Genomic DNA, 12,817 nt, shown 5'->3' with positions numbered 1-12,817 from the left:
GGTCCATGGGCACGTGGCGCCGGACCCGCCGACCCGGGGTCAGCAGCCGGTCGGTGAGGTCCGCGCCGCGGGCCGGCGCAGCAGCCACTGGGCAAAGGTGCGCCGCGGAGAGCGCACCACGACCCGGCCGTACCGGATGTCGCCCGCCAGCTCGATACGCAGGGACACCGGCACCCCGGTGCCACCGGCCCCCTGTGTCCTGACCTTGGCGTAGCTCACCGTGAGGGAGTCGGTGTCCACCACGATTCCCGGACGGGTCATGAGCACCAGGGAGCCGCCGAGCATGTCCAGGTCGATCCGCAGGGCACTCTGCGTGATCACCGCCTGGGTGAGGTCGAGCGTGACGTCGCCCCACGACGAGCGGATCTCCATCCGGCGCGGGACCACCCAGCCGCCGTCCCTCCGGGCCGAACTGCCCTGCTGCTCGATGCGGATGAAGTCCTTCGCCGGGGCGGCGGGCTCGCCTGCCGCCCCGGCGACGGCCGGCAGATCGGCCGTGAGGACGGACAGCTCGCCGACGGTGCGCGCGGAGAGTGCTGCCTCCAGCCTGTCGTCGAGTTCCTCGGAGGTCAGCCGGCCGTCCCCCGCCGCGATGCGCAGCACGTCGACGACCCGGTCGCGGTCCGCGTGCGAGGCCCGCAACCCGAGTGACACTCCGGACCCCGCGAACTCCTCGGCCCGCGAGAGCTCTCCCGCCATACCGCTCACCCCGCAACTGTCGGAGACTCCACCGGGCGACGACACCGGAGCACCCGCCGTCATCGCCACGCTCTCCGAGTAACGCTATATCGCGTCATAGCTCCGGGCCAAGCCCGCGTCCACCCGCACGCCCGGGTGGGGCAGCGCACTCCAGAACACCGGCGGGTACGGGACCGTCGGTCCGTCGCCGAAGACGTGCGCCGAGGGTCCCGGCCCGTCCATGGGGCCGGGACCCTCGGCGCCGGCCGAGATCAGGCCGTTCCGAGCGCCGTCCGGAGGACGGCGACCGCCTGGCCGATGGCCGCACCGGCGGCGTGGGTCTCGCGCAGCGCGTTGAGCATCACGAAGTCGTGGATGACGCCCTGGTAGCGCACGGCGGTGACCGGAACGCCTGCCTCGCGGAGCTTGCCCGCGTAGGCCTCGCCCTCGTCGCGCAGCACATCGGCCTCAGCGGTGATCACGAGCGCCGGGGGCAGGCCCACGAGCTGCTCGGTGGTCGCGCGCAGCGGGGACGCGGTGATCTGGGCGCGCTCGCTCTCGTCGGTCGTGTACTGGTCCCAGAACCACTCCATGGCGTCGCGGCGCAGGAAGTAGCCGGTGGCGAACTGGTGGTAGGAGCCGGTGTCGAAGGAAGCGTCGGTCACCGGGTAGAAGAGGACCTGCTGCACCAGCGGGACGTCGCCGCGCTCCTTGGCCATCAGGGTCAGCGCCGCGGTCATGTTGCCGCCGACGGAGTCGCCGGCCACCGCTACGCGGGCCGCGTCCAGGCGGTGGCCCGCACCGTCGGTGACGATCCAGCGGGCGACGGCGTAGTTCTGCTCGATGGCGACCGGATAGCGGGCCTCGGGTGAGAGGTCGTACTCGGGGAAGACGACCGCGGCGCCGGTGCCGACCGCGAGTTCGCGCACGAGACGGTCGTGGGTGTGGGCGTTGCCGAAGACCCAGCCGGCGCCGTGGATGTAGACGATCACCGGCAGCACGCCCGTGGCTCCTGCCGGGCGGACGATACGGGCGCGGACCTCGCCGGTGGGGCCACCGGGCACGGTGATCCACTCCTCGTCCACGGCGGGCTTCTCGATCTCACCGGACTGCACCTCGTCGACGGCCTTGCGGCCCTCGGCCGGACCGAGGTCGAAGAGGTAGGGCGGGTTGGCGGTGGCTTCGGCGAAGGCCTGCGCGGCGGGCTCGAGGACGGGGCGGGGGCCAGTGGCGTCGGTCATGGCGATCTCCTGGGATCCGGTGCCGCGGGCAGACCCCACCGGCGTTGTCACCGGGGGCTGCGGCACATCAGAAGAGTAGCGCTCGATTAAGTCGTGCACAACCGGTTCGCTCTCGATAGAATGGCGACAGGCGCCGAAAGCTAGGGTGGAAGACCGCTGTGTGGACCACCGGACCGAGGAGCGATGCCATGAGCGCACCGACGGCCGAACCGGCCGAGGAGGGTTCCCTCCTTCTGGACGACCAGCTCTGCTTCGCCCTGTACGCGGCATCCCGGGCGGTGACCGCGCGCTACCGCCCCCTGCTCGACGCACTCGGCCTCACCTATCCGCAGTACCTCGTGATGCTCGTGCTGTGGGAGCAGGACTCGATCTCCGTACGCGACCTGGGCCAGGCCCTCCAGCTGGAGTCCAGCACCCTCTCACCACTCCTCAAGCGCCTGGAGGCGAGCGGCCTCCTGCACCGGGAGCGCCGCCCGGAGGACGAACGCTCCGTCGCCATCCGCCTCACCGACGCAGGGGCCCGGCTGCAGGAAAAGGCGCGCGACGTGCCCCTCGCCATCGGCGACGCCATGGGCCTGACCCCGGAACAGGACGCCCTGGCCAAACAGCTGCTCCGCCTCCTGACCGCCAACGTCACCGATCACTGAGGCCGCCGGGACGGGGAATCGCACACCCTTCAGGGCGTTGAAGCCGTTGTGAGCTCAGTGATCGAACAAACCCGCTTCTCGGTACTCGACCGCTCGCGCATCCGCGAGGGCCACGAAGGAGCCGAGACCCTGCGCGACACCGTGCGTCTGGCCCAGGAGGTCGAGTGGGATACCACCGGTTCTGGGAATCGTAGACACCCCCATAGCAGCGGCCGGAGCCTTCGCCCCAAGACGTGAACGCAGAACGGCCCCTGAACTGCCCCAGCAATGGGGACAGGACAGGGGCCTGTGTGAGCCTGACGCGCTGCCAGCGGGCAGGCACCTCCGTCAGCGGGAGGACTGTTCCTCCCGCTTCAGCACGTAGGTCCCCATGCCCTTCTCGCTGCGAGTCAGCCCCTCAGCACGGACAGCCTCCATGGCGCGCTGCGCGGTGCTGTTGACGACGTCGAACTCAGTGGCAATGGCGACGATGCTTGGCACCTTGCTGCCGGGCGGGTAGGTACCGTCCTTGATCCGCTGAAGGATCACGTCCCTGATCTGCGGCCACATCGCGCGGGTGCGGTCGATCTCCATGCAGTACACCGAAGTGCACTTCACTATTTCCTGCATCTTGCGTGCACTTCAGTACACCGAGATACACTGAGGCTTGGGAACGAAAGCGGCCCGGCGGAGCGGCGAACTCCCCGGGCCTGGCCGACTGACTGGAGTCGACATGACAGAGCGTACTTGCGACGCGCACGTCCCCGCGGGCCTGGCGCAGAACCTGACAGGTGATGCCGCGGAGCCTTGCTTCCTGGTCCCTGGTCACGACCAGTGGACGGACCACACGAACGCCCATGTGACCTGGCCCCGCCGCGCTGGCCGAGCCGCGCTGGCCACGGAGGCCGTGGAGGTGGTGGCAGCATGAACGCCCTTCGACGCCTGCCCTGGCAGGACAACGGCAAGGATGCGTACACGCCCCAGGGCAGCGGCATCGTGAACGCAATCGCGGACGCCATGGAAACCAGCATCCTGGTGACATCGCGGGAGGACGCCCGGCGGGCCCAGGCTCTTGCAGCGGACTCGGCAGCGTCGCGCGCTGAACTCCGCATGGCTGTTCAATACCTCGTCCGTGCCGTGGAAGACGCGGCCATGGTGGCTGACCTTCGTGGGGAGCGTCTGGGCATCGACAGCGAGGAGGACGCTGTACGTCGCTCCGCTGCCGCGCAGTTCCCGGCCGTCGCTACGTTCCTCGCCAGCGAGAGGGACCGCGATGAGCGCTGACGCCAAGGAAGCGGACATACAGCGCAACTTCAGGCTTGCCGAACTAGCGGAGGCTGAGCGGCGGTCACGTGCGCTGTGGGCCCGCATCAGGGCCGCCGAGCACAACGCTATGATCCGCGCACACCGTAACGGCCTGGAACGGCTCGTCACCACGAGCACATACGACCGCTCGGCGCTCCTGGACTCGTACCGGCGGCTCGCCCGGGTGGCCGGGCTAGGGACGGCCCAGGGCCCGGCCCGCGAGCGTCAGAGGCCGAGGTCGCTGAGTCCCGGGTGATCGTCGGGTCGGCGTCCCTGTGGCCAGTGGTAGAGGCGCTCCGACTCCTTGATGGGGAGGTCGTTGATGCACGCATAGCGCTTGAGCATCAGTCCGTTGTCGTCGAACTCCCAGTTCTCGTTGCCGTAGGAGCGGAACCAGTTGCCCGAGTCGTCGTGGCTCTCGTACGCGAAGCGCACGGCGATACGGTTGCCGTCGAAGGCCCACAGTTCCTTGATGAGCCGGTACTCCAGTTCCCGCCGCCATTTGCGGGTGAGGAAGGCGATGATCTCGTCACGGCCGTCGATGAACTCAGCGCGGTTGCGCCAGCGGGAGTCGACCGTGTAGCCAAGGGCGACCTTCTCCGGATCACGGGAGTTCCAGGCGTCTTCCGCCAGCCGCACCTTCTGCACGGCCGTCTCCCGGGTGAAGGGCGGGAACGGCGGGCGCGATTCGCTCGTCATGTCATCTCCGTCGTGAGAACGCTCGTTCTCCAGCTGACGGCCACGGTATGAGAACGACGGTTCTCACGCAAGGACGGTACTGCCGAATGGCCGCCGGAAGGCGGTTCCCCGGCGCGGGGCCCGGGTTGTGTGGCCGGGCCCGGCCGTCACACCAGCGGGATCGTCACCTCGTCCTCGACCGGTGGGTCGACTTCCTGGCGCAGATTGCCGGTCGCCGCGAAGCAACGCAGCCGGACCGCCTCCGCGGTGACGTCGAGGCGCAGGAAGTTCTTGAAGAACGGCGGGCTGTAGGTGGCCGAGCCCGGGGAGAAGAGCCGGGTGTAGATCTTGCGCACGGGGAGCCGGAAGCGGGAGGCCCGTTCGGGACGGCGCCCCGCCCCCAACAGTCCTGCGACCAGTCGGACGCGCGGTGTGACCCGGACCGGGCCCCCCGGGGTGCGGGTGGGCGGAATGCCGAGCCGCTCGGCGATGACAGCCATCGCCTCCGCCTCGGTGAGGGTGAAGAAGCGGCGCAGCCGCAGACGGCGCCCGTAGAGCCTGCTGTAGAAGGCCAGCGAGTCGCCCCGCAGCGGATAGCAGCGGAAGTCCTTCTCGGTCACGTTCGCGATGGACACGCGCGGGATGGTGTGGGTGGCGTGCATGAACGCACCGCCGCCGCCGGAGACCACGTACTGGATCGTGCGGCCGTCCACCTCCACCGGATAGCGCTGGTAGTTGTGGATGTCGCCGCCTATCGCCGCGACGTAGTGGTGGTCCGGGTCGCGGACGATGTCGTCGACCGTGCCGCCGCCCTCGATGGGACAGGGGTGGTGTTCACCGTCCACGTACAGGGGGGAGCCGGTGACGAGGATCTTGGGGCGGGGGCCCTTGGAGACCTCCCGCAGCCAGCGGCCCTGTTCGGCGTCGATGGTGCCCAGCAGGCCGGTGTCGATCCCGATGATGCGGACGCGTCCGGCGTCGATCGCCCAGTAGGGGCCGGGCTGAACGGCCTGCTGGGCCGGGTCCGGGCGCAACGCCTGTGCTTCTTGGATGAGTTGCCCGTCCGGCTCGGCCGGTCTGTGCCATAGCAGGGAGCGCAGCCCGGCCCGGCTCAGCGGGCACGGCGCGGGGGCCGGTGCCGGCGGCTCGGCGTCGCAGAAGACGCGCATGAACCCGTACAGGTCCTCGTACCAGTCGTGGTTGCCGGGTATCGCGTAGATGGGCGCCGGATACCCCTGGTAGGGGCGGAAGAACTTCGTGCCGTAGTCGGCGGTGGTCCCCACCGGATAGATGACATCGCTGGCGATCACCGCGAAGTCCGTGTCCTGACCTATCTTCAGGAAGCCGGGCACCACGGCGTATTGGGGGTCGTCGCCCTCGCCCGTGTCTCCGAGGACCATGAACGAGAAGCGGTCCGCGGTGTGCCGCCGGATCACCTTGTCGGTGGGCGCGCCCGCCGCTTCCTGCTGCTTCACCCAGCGGCTTCGGGTGCCTCCGGTGGGGTCGCCGAACCAGGAGGCCAGCACGCCGTTGCGGGCCGCCCAGAGCGTCTTGGGGTTCAGCCAGTAGACCTTCTCGACCTGACGTGGCATCAATGCGCGGTATTCACCGCGCTCTTCGGCGCCCCACCCGGCGCCCTCGGCCGTATCGCGTGAAGATTCGGACACCGGTGAACCGTAGCAATGGCCGAGACAAGGGCCGAGATCAGGTCCCACCCGGACGGCCTCGAACGGGCCGTGCACGTCGACAGGGGCGGCCGGCTCGTCGGAGGTCAGCGCGCGGGCGCCGCACCTCCATGCGTCCGTCCGCCCGGGCCGGGACACCTCCCGGCCCGGGGACGGGCGTCAGAACATCAGTGATGTGCAGGCAGGTCCGCGTGCCCGCCGGCCGGCAGGTCCAGGGCCCGCTCCGCGGCGAAGGCCAGGGCCCGACGGTCGGTGCCGGCGTCCGGCACCAGCAGCGGAGTGACCCGGACCTCCGCGACGAGCCGCCGCGCCGAGACGACCCGCCACACCGACGTCAGCAACGAGTCACTGCCCACGAACGCGGGCGCCGTGGTGGCGGAGCCCCCGTCGAGCCGGTAGTGCAGACGCACCGGCTGCACCGGGACACCCGCGTCCAGCGCCGCCTGGAAGGCGGCCCGGCGGAAGTACCCCTGCGCCCGCCCGCACCAGGTGCTCCCCTCGGGGAAGACCACGATCGCCGATCCGGCACGCAGGCCGTTCGCGATGCGGGCGACCGTGTCGGGCAGCGCCCGCAGCCGGTCACGATCGATGAACAGCGCCCCGCTGCTCGCGGTGAGCGCACCGGCCACCGGCCACTGCCGGATCTCGGTCTTCGCCAGCATCCGGCCCGGACGGACGGCGGCCAGCAACGGGATGTCCATCCAGGAGATGTGGTTGGCGACCATCAGCAGACCGCCGTCCTGCGGGGCGGCACCGGTGATCCGGAGCCGGACGCCCGCGGCGCGCACCACCGCCCGGCACCAGGCCCTGATGATCCGCGCGCGCCGTGCGGCGGAGAGCAGGCGCGCCGCCGGGAAGAGTGCGATCCCGGCGATGAGCAGGGTCAGCACGCTCACCAGCCGCAGGACGGCGAGCGGTGCGGTGGCCGCCGAGGCCGTGCCGTCCACGCAGGATATGGGCGAGCACGGTGCGCTCGGCAGCCAGGCGCTCACCGGGGCAGGGGCCCTGCGGCCGCTGCCGGGGCGCGGTCGCTCGGTGACCGGCGCGACGGCGGGGAGCGCCGTCGCGTTCGCGAGCAGCGCCGCACGGCGCGGGCGCAGCGTCAATCCGGGGCGGGACATGTCCCTCACACCGATCCGGGTGTTCATCACGCCGGGACGAGCGAGAGGAAGTGCCGCAGGTAGCGCGAGTTGACCCGGCGCATCGACAGCAGGACGTACAGGTCGGCGACGCCGAAGTCCGGGTCGTGCGCGGGCTCGCCGCACACCCAGGCGCCCAGGCGCAGATAGCCGCGCAGCAGCGGGGGCAGCTCGGCGTGCCCGGCCGGGGCCTCGACCTCGGGGCGCCAGGGCAGCAGCGGCTGTACGCGGTACTCCTCGGGCGCCAGGTACTTGTTCCGGACGCGCTCCCAGGTGCCGGCGGCCATGGTGCCGCCGTCGGCGAGCGGCAGGGAGCAGCAGCCGGCCAGCCACTCGTGGCCGCCGTCGACCATGTAGCGGGCGATGCCCGCCCAGATCAGGCCGATGACCGTGCCGTCGCGGTGGTCGGGGTGCACGCAGGAGCGGCCGACCTCGACGAGCCCGGAGCGGATGCCGTCGAGCGGAGTGAGGTCGAACTCGCCCTCCGAGTACAGCCGCCCGGCGACCGCGGCCCGCTCCGGCGGGAGCAGCCGGTAGGTGCCCACGACCTGGTCGGTCACCGTGTCGCGGACGAGCAGGTGGTCGCAGTACGCGTCGAAGGGGTCGATGTCGAGGCCCGGCTGCGGCGTGGACAGGAGGGCACCCATCTCACCGGCGAAGACATCGTGGCGCAGCCGCTGTGCGGCCCGGACGTCGGCCTCGTCACGGGCGAGGCTGACGGTGTAGCGCGTGGGTGCCACGGGCGATGGGGGGATGGCGAGCGTGGAAACGCCGGTCATGGCTCTCTCCTGGTCACGGGCCGGTTCGGCGGTGCGTCGGCAGACCGTGTCAGTGCGATCTGCGCGATCCTGTTCTTCCGATGCCGGTTGGCCTACGCGTAACCGCAGCCAGGAGAGTGGATGTGGGAATGTTGAATGCCAGGGGTCGCCTTTCCGCACGACTGTCGGCGGGACCGGGGTTGAGCACCACGCCCGGTCCCGCCCGTCCGCACCGTGCCGGCGAACGTCGTGCGGCCGGCGCCGCCCCGTCCCGAGCGGCGCCGGCCAGTCTCGGTGCTAGCGACCGCCCGACTTGCGGGTCGCGCGCAGCCACTCCTTGTTCATGTTCGTGATGGAGACGAGCGGGATGCCCTTCGGGCACGCGGTGGCGCACTCCCCGGTCAGCGTGCAGCCGCCGAAGCCCTCCGCGTCCATCTGGGCCACCATGTCCAGGACCCGGGTCTCGCGCTCGGGCGCGCCCTGCGGCAGCACATTGAGGTGGTTGATCTTGGCCGAGGTGAACAGCATCGCCGCGCCGTTCGGGCAGGCGGCCACGCAGGCGCCGCAGCCGATGCACTCCGCGTGTTCGAAGGCGAAGTCGGCGTCCGCCTTCGGCACGGCCGTGGCGTGGGCCTCGGGCGCGGCGCCGGTCGGGGCGGTGATGTAGCCGCCGGACTGGATGATCCGGTCGAAGGCCGAGCGGTCCACGACCAGGTCCTTGACCACCGGGAAGGCCGAGGCCCGCCAGGGCTCGATGTCGATCGTGTCGCCGTCCTTGAAGGACCGCATGTGCAGCTGGCAGGTGGTGGTCCGCTCGGGGCCGTGCGCGTCGCCGTTGATGACGAGCGAGCAGGCGCCGCAGATGCCCTCGCGGCAGTCGTGGTCGAAGGCGACGGGGTCCTCGCCCTTGAGGATGAGCTCCTCGTTGAGGGTGTCGAGCATCTCCAGGAAGGACATGTCGGTCGATATTCCGTCCACCTCGTATGTGGACATGGCGCCTTCTGCGTCGGCGTTCTTCTGCCGCCAGACGCGCAGGGTGAGCTTCATGCGTAGCTCCGCTGGGTGGGGTGGACGTACTCGAAGACCAGGTCTTCCTTGTGCAGGACGGGCGCCTCGCCGGTGCCCGTGAACTCCCAGGCGGCCGCGTAGGCGAACTCGTCGTCCTTGCGGGCGGCCTCCCCGTCGGGGGTCTGGGACTCCTCGCGGAAGTGGCCGCCGCAGGACTCGGAGCGGTGCAGCGCGTCGAGGCACATCAGCTCGGCGAGCTCCAGGTAGTCGACGATGCGGTTGGCCTTCTCCAGCGACTGGTTGAACTCCTCGCCGGTGCCCGGCACCTTGATCCGCCGCCAGAACTCCTCACGGATCTGCGGGATGCGCTCCAGGGCCTTGCGCAGTCCCGCGTCGGTACGGGCCATGCCGCAGAACTCCCACATGAGCTCGCCGACCTCGCGGTGGAAGGAGTCCGGGGTGCGGTCGCCGTCGACGGACAGCAGCAGGTTGAGCCGGTCCTCCGTCTCGGCGAGCACCTCCTGGACGGCGGGGTGGTCGGTCGTGACCTGGTCCTGGTGCGGGTTGCGGGCGAGGTAGTCATTGATCGTCGACGGGAGGACGAAGTAGCCGTCGGCGAGCCCCTGCATCAGCGCGGAGGCGCCGAGGCGGTTCGCGCCGTGGTCGGAGAAGTTCGCCTCGCCGACGGCGAACAGGCCCGGGATCGAGGTCTGCAGGTCGTAGTCGACCCACAGGCCGCCCATCGTGTAGTGCACCGCGGGGTAGATCCGCATCGGCACCTCGTACGGGTTCTCCGCGGTGATCCGCGCGTACATGTCGAAGAGGTTGCCGTACTTCTCCTCGACCTTCTTGCGGCCCATGCGCTTGATCGCGTCCGCGAAGTCGAGGTAGACGCCCTGGCCGCCGGGTCCGACGCCACGGCCCTCGTCGCAGACGTTCTTGGCGGCGCGGGAGGCGATGTCGCGGGGTACCAGGTTGCCGAAGGACGGGTAGATGCGCTCGAGGTAGTAGTCGCGCTCGTCCTCGGGGATCTCGTTCGGCGGCCGGTTGTCGCCCTTCGCCTTCGGCACCCAGATCCGGCCGTCGTTGCGCAGCGACTCGCTCATCAGCGTGAGCTTGGACTGGTGGTCGCCGGTCCGCGGGATGCAGGTGGGGTGGATCTGTGTGAAGCAGGGGTTGGCGAAGTAGGCGCCGCGCCGGTGGGCCCGCCAGATGGCGGTCGCGTTGGAGTTCATCGCGTTGGTCGACAGATAGAAGACGTTGCCGTAGCCGCCGGAGGCGAGGACCACGGCGTCCGCGAAGTACGTGTCGATCTTTCCGGTGATCAGGTCGCGGGCGACGATGCCGCGGGCCCGCCCGTCGATCACGATCACATCGAGCATCTCGGTACGCGGATGCATCTCCACGTTGCCGGCGGCGATCTGCCGCGCGAGCGCCTGGTAGGCGCCGAGGAGGAGCTGCTGGCCCGTCTGGCCGCGGGCGTAGAAGGTGCGGGAGACCTGCACGCCGCCGAAGGAGCGGGTGTCGAGGAGCCCGCCGTACTCGCGCGCGAAGGGCACGCCCTGTGCCACGCACTGGTCGATGATCTCGACCGAGATCTGGGCGAGGCGGTGGACGTTGGACTCGCGGGCCCGGAAGTCGCCGCCCTTGACGGTGTCGTAGAAGAGGCGGTGGATCGAGTCGCCGTCGTTGCGGTAGTTCTTCGCGGCGTTGATACCGCCCTGCGCGGCGATCGAGTGGGCGCGGCGCGGGGAGTCCTGGTAGCAGAACTGGACCACGTGGTAGCCCTGTTCGGCGAGGGTGGCGCCCGCGGAGCCGCCGGCGAGGCCGGTGCCCACGACGATCACCGTGTGCTTGCGCCGGTTGGCCGGGTTGACCAGCTTGGCCTCGAAACGGCGCTTGTCCCAGCGCTCGCCGACCGGGCCGGACGGGGCCTTGGTGTCGGCGACCGGCTCACCGGTCGCGTAGTCCGCATAGGAAGTCATCTCTAGCTCACCACTCCGGTCATGACGCCCACGGGCACGGCGATGAAACCGGCCGTGAGCAACAGCGCGAGGACATTGGCTGTGGTCTTCAGGGCGCGGTCCCGGGTGCGGCTGCCGACGCCGAGGGTCTGGGCGGCGCTCCAGAAGCCGTGCTGGATGTGCAGGCCGAGGGCGAGCATCGCCACGATGTAGATGACGTCGCCGTACCACGTGGAGAAGGTGTCGACGACGTTCTGGTACGGGTGGCCCTCCTGGAAGCCGCCGGAGTGCACGGTGCCGGTGGTCAGGTCGAGGATGTGCCAGACGATGAACAGGCCGAGGATGATCCCGCCCCAGCGCATGGTGCGGGTCGCATAGCTCGCCCGCGGCCTCGTGTGCACGTACTTGCTGGGGCGCGCCTTGATATCGCGGCGGCTGAGCTGGTACGCGGAGACGGCGTGCGCGACCACGGCGACGATCAGCACGATCCGGATGATCCAGAGCGTCCACTCGTAGTGCACGAAGGGCTCGCCGATGGTGCGCAGCCAGTGGGCGTAGTGGTTGAAGTCGCCTGCCCCGAAGTAGATCTTCAGGTTGCCGTACATGTGGGCGACCAGGTACAGCAGCATGATCAGCCCGCTGACCGCCATCACGGTCTTCTTGCCGACGGTCGAGTCCCACACGGTGCGTGCCATGGACGGCCGTCGGTCCGTCCGCGTTGCCAGAGCCATGGCAGAACGCTAGGGCGGGGGGTTGTCATCGGTCCAAGACATGGTCCGCCTGGTTTCGATAGGCAGGCCCTATGCTGGTGAGGTGCAGTTCCAGCAGCTCCAGTACTTCGTGGCGGTCGCCGAGACCCGGCACTTCACGCGGGCCGCCGACCTCGTCCATGTCGCCCAGCCGTCGCTGTCGCAGCAGATCAGGGCGCTGGAGCGGGAGCTGGGCGCCGATCTGTTCCTGCGGGCGCGTGGCAACATCACGCTCACGGACGCGGGCGAGGCGCTGCTGCCGCTGGCCCGCCGCATCCTCGCCGACGCGGAGACGGCGCGGCACGAGGTGCAGGAAATGGCGCAGCTGCGCCGCGGCCGGGTGCGCCTGGGTGCGACGCCGAGCGTGTGCACCGGACTGCTGCCGGACGTGCTGCGCGCCTTCCACGACCGCTACCCCGGAATCCAGCTGCTGATCGAGGAGGGCGGCTCCCACGACCTGGTCCGGGAACTGGCGCGCGGCGCCCTCGACCTGGCCCTGATCGTGCTGCCCCTGCCCACCCCCTCCCCCGCGCTGAGCACGGTGGAGCTGCTGCGCGAGGATCTGGTGGTGGTGTCCTCGCCCGACGAGCCCAGACCCGGTGGCAGCCGCCGCACCGTGCGTATCGCGGACCTGGAGGGCGAGCGTCTTGTCATGTTCCGCCATGGCTACGACCTGCGGGAACTGACGGTGGCGGCCTGCCGCGCCGAAGGCTTCGAGCCGGAGTTCGCGGTGGAGGGCGGTGAGATGGACGCGGTCCTCGGCTTCGTACGGGCGGGTCTCGGCGTCGCCGTCGTCCCGCGCATGATCGCCACCCGCTCCGGACGCGGTCTGCGCGTTACCCCGCTGGCCCGGCCCGGCCTGTACCGCACCATCGCCCTGGCCCACCGCAGCGACGTGGCCCCGCCGCGCGCGGCCAGGGAGCTTCAGCGGATGCTGCTGGAGCGGTGAGCGGCCGGCTTGCGCTCCGGGGACCGGACGGCGGCGC

General features: G+C 70.4%; 15 protein-coding genes and 1 pseudogene. 6 read left to right on the top strand and 10 right to left on the bottom strand.

The genetic code is table 11. The features are described 5' to 3' along the window. Window positions 1-39 precede the first annotated feature (39 nt). A complete protein-coding gene (locus ACQEXA_RS45820; RefSeq protein ID WP_432938969.1) occupies window positions 40-699 on the bottom strand; it encodes a DUF1707 SHOCT-like domain-containing protein in 660 nt (219 codons plus the stop codon). 251 nt (window positions 700-950) lie between these two features. Further along, on the bottom strand, window positions 951-1,919 hold the full coding sequence (locus tag ACQEXA_RS45815) for an alpha/beta hydrolase (RefSeq protein ID WP_432924942.1): 969 nt from the start codon (window positions 1,917-1,919) through the stop codon (window positions 951-953). Between the two features lie 188 nt (window positions 1,920-2,107). On the opposite strand from ACQEXA_RS45815, the gene ACQEXA_RS45810 reads away from it, so the two are divergent. Continuing rightward, complete coding sequence (locus ACQEXA_RS45810; protein WP_359404311.1) at window positions 2,108-2,566, top strand: MarR family winged helix-turn-helix transcriptional regulator; 459 nt, start codon at window positions 2,108-2,110, stop codon at window positions 2,564-2,566. A 48-nt stretch (window positions 2,567-2,614) separates the two neighbouring features. Next, a pseudogene (locus ACQEXA_RS45805) lies at window positions 2,615-2,757 on the top strand (LLM class flavin-dependent oxidoreductase); the annotation flags it as partial. Window positions 2,758-2,893: 136 nt separating this feature from the next. Here ACQEXA_RS45805 and ACQEXA_RS45800 read toward each other — a convergent pair. Then, window positions 2,894-3,139 (bottom strand): GntR family transcriptional regulator, encoded by a 246-nt coding sequence (locus ACQEXA_RS45800; protein WP_432924944.1) that lies wholly within the window; start codon window positions 3,137-3,139, stop codon window positions 2,894-2,896. 139 nt (window positions 3,140-3,278) lie between these two features. Between ACQEXA_RS45800 and ACQEXA_RS45795 the strand changes: the two genes are divergently transcribed. Genes ACQEXA_RS45795 through ACQEXA_RS45785 form a run of 3 tightly spaced genes read left to right on the top strand, consistent with a single transcriptional unit; the run spans window position 3,279 to window position 4,106 of the window. Next, window positions 3,279-3,473, top strand: coding sequence for a hypothetical protein (locus tag ACQEXA_RS45795; RefSeq protein ID WP_432924946.1), 195 nt, complete (start codon window positions 3,279-3,281; stop codon window positions 3,471-3,473). Further along, entirely contained in the window at window positions 3,470-3,829 is a 360-nt protein-coding gene (locus ACQEXA_RS45790; RefSeq protein WP_432924948.1) for a hypothetical protein, read from the top strand. Before ACQEXA_RS45795 ends, ACQEXA_RS45790 begins: the two co-directional genes overlap by 4 nt. Further along, window positions 3,819-4,106 carry a hypothetical protein gene (locus tag ACQEXA_RS45785; protein ID WP_432940048.1) on the top strand — a complete coding sequence of 96 codons (288 nt, stop codon included), beginning with the start codon at window positions 3,819-3,821 and terminating at the stop codon, window positions 4,104-4,106. Before ACQEXA_RS45790 ends, ACQEXA_RS45785 begins: the two co-directional genes overlap by 11 nt. Here ACQEXA_RS45785 and ACQEXA_RS45780 read toward each other — a convergent pair. From ACQEXA_RS45780 to ACQEXA_RS45750, 7 genes are all read right to left on the bottom strand, one after another. Continuing rightward, window positions 4,076-4,549 carry a DUF1348 family protein gene (locus ACQEXA_RS45780; protein WP_432924950.1) on the bottom strand — a complete coding sequence of 158 codons (474 nt, stop codon included), beginning with the start codon at window positions 4,547-4,549 and terminating at the stop codon, window positions 4,076-4,078. The two genes, ACQEXA_RS45785 and ACQEXA_RS45780, sit on opposite strands and share 31 nt — an antisense overlap. A gap of 146 nt (window positions 4,550-4,695) precedes the next feature. Next, window positions 4,696-6,195 carry a metallophosphoesterase family protein gene (locus tag ACQEXA_RS45775; RefSeq protein ID WP_432924952.1) on the bottom strand — a complete coding sequence of 500 codons (1,500 nt, stop codon included), beginning with the start codon at window positions 6,193-6,195 and terminating at the stop codon, window positions 4,696-4,698. Window positions 6,196-6,380: 185 nt separating this feature from the next. Continuing rightward, window positions 6,381-7,205 carry a lysophospholipid acyltransferase family protein gene (locus tag ACQEXA_RS45770; RefSeq protein WP_432938971.1) on the bottom strand — a complete coding sequence of 275 codons (825 nt, stop codon included), beginning with the start codon at window positions 7,203-7,205 and terminating at the stop codon, window positions 6,381-6,383. A 155-nt stretch (window positions 7,206-7,360) separates the two neighbouring features. Then, entirely contained in the window at window positions 7,361-8,131 is a 771-nt protein-coding gene (locus ACQEXA_RS45765; RefSeq protein ID WP_359404329.1) for a GNAT family N-acetyltransferase, read from the bottom strand. Between the two features lie 276 nt (window positions 8,132-8,407). Then, window positions 8,408-9,157 carry a succinate dehydrogenase/fumarate reductase iron-sulfur subunit gene (locus ACQEXA_RS45760; protein ID WP_359404332.1) on the bottom strand — a complete coding sequence of 250 codons (750 nt, stop codon included), beginning with the start codon at window positions 9,155-9,157 and terminating at the stop codon, window positions 8,408-8,410. Beyond that, entirely contained in the window at window positions 9,154-11,103 is a 1,950-nt protein-coding gene (locus tag ACQEXA_RS45755) for a fumarate reductase/succinate dehydrogenase flavoprotein subunit (protein ID WP_432924955.1), read from the bottom strand. Before ACQEXA_RS45755 ends, ACQEXA_RS45760 begins: the two co-directional genes overlap by 4 nt. Before the next feature lie 2 nt (window positions 11,104-11,105). Beyond that, the gene (locus ACQEXA_RS45750) at window positions 11,106-11,777 is read right to left on the bottom strand and encodes a succinate dehydrogenase (RefSeq protein WP_359404374.1); all 672 of its coding nucleotides are present in this window, start codon (window positions 11,775-11,777) and stop codon (window positions 11,106-11,108) included. Window positions 11,778-11,895: 118 nt separating this feature from the next. On the opposite strand from ACQEXA_RS45750, the gene ACQEXA_RS45745 reads away from it, so the two are divergent. Continuing rightward, complete coding sequence (locus tag ACQEXA_RS45745; protein ID WP_432924957.1) at window positions 11,896-12,780, top strand: LysR family transcriptional regulator; 885 nt, start codon at window positions 11,896-11,898, stop codon at window positions 12,778-12,780. Window positions 12,781-12,817: the final 37 nt, after the last annotated feature.

The sequence above is a fragment of the Streptomyces sp. CA-106110 genome (genome assembly GCF_050936285.1).
Taxonomy (GTDB): domain Bacteria; phylum Actinomycetota; class Actinomycetes; order Streptomycetales; family Streptomycetaceae; genus Streptomyces.
The sequence above is the reverse complement of the archived record's forward strand: the minus strand, read 5'-3'. Positions and strand labels throughout refer to the sequence as shown.

What these genes read in the sequence shown, in the direction of transcription:
- ACQEXA_RS45820 (WP_432938969.1), bottom strand. Translation starts at nt 699, where the DNA reads ATGGCGGGAGAGCTCTCGCGGGCCGAGGAGTTCGCGGGGTCCGGAGTG.
- ACQEXA_RS45815 (WP_432924942.1), bottom strand. Translation starts at nt 1,919, where the DNA reads ATGACCGACGCCACTGGCCCCCGCCCCGTCCTCGAGCCCGCCGCGCAG.
- ACQEXA_RS45810 (WP_359404311.1), top strand. Translation starts at nt 2,108, where the DNA reads ATGAGCGCACCGACGGCCGAACCGGCCGAGGAGGGTTCCCTCCTTCTG.
- ACQEXA_RS45800 (WP_432924944.1), bottom strand. Translation starts at nt 3,139, where the DNA reads ATGGAGATCGACCGCACCCGCGCGATGTGGCCGCAGATCAGGGACGTG.
- ACQEXA_RS45795 (WP_432924946.1), top strand. Translation starts at nt 3,279, where the DNA reads ATGACAGAGCGTACTTGCGACGCGCACGTCCCCGCGGGCCTGGCGCAG.
- ACQEXA_RS45790 (WP_432924948.1), top strand. Translation starts at nt 3,470, where the DNA reads ATGAACGCCCTTCGACGCCTGCCCTGGCAGGACAACGGCAAGGATGCG.
- ACQEXA_RS45785 (WP_432940048.1), top strand. Translation starts at nt 3,819, where the DNA reads ATGAGCGCTGACGCCAAGGAAGCGGACATACAGCGCAACTTCAGGCTT.
- ACQEXA_RS45780 (WP_432924950.1), bottom strand. Translation starts at nt 4,549, where the DNA reads ATGACGAGCGAATCGCGCCCGCCGTTCCCGCCCTTCACCCGGGAGACG.
- ACQEXA_RS45765 (WP_359404329.1), bottom strand. Translation starts at nt 8,131, where the DNA reads ATGACCGGCGTTTCCACGCTCGCCATCCCCCCATCGCCCGTGGCACCC.
- ACQEXA_RS45760 (WP_359404332.1), bottom strand. Translation starts at nt 9,157, where the DNA reads ATGAAGCTCACCCTGCGCGTCTGGCGGCAGAAGAACGCCGACGCAGAA.
- ACQEXA_RS45755 (WP_432924955.1), bottom strand. Translation starts at nt 11,103, where the DNA reads ATGACTTCCTATGCGGACTACGCGACCGGTGAGCCGGTCGCCGACACC.
- ACQEXA_RS45750 (WP_359404374.1), bottom strand. Translation starts at nt 11,777, where the DNA reads ATGGCACGCACCGTGTGGGACTCGACCGTCGGCAAGAAGACCGTGATG.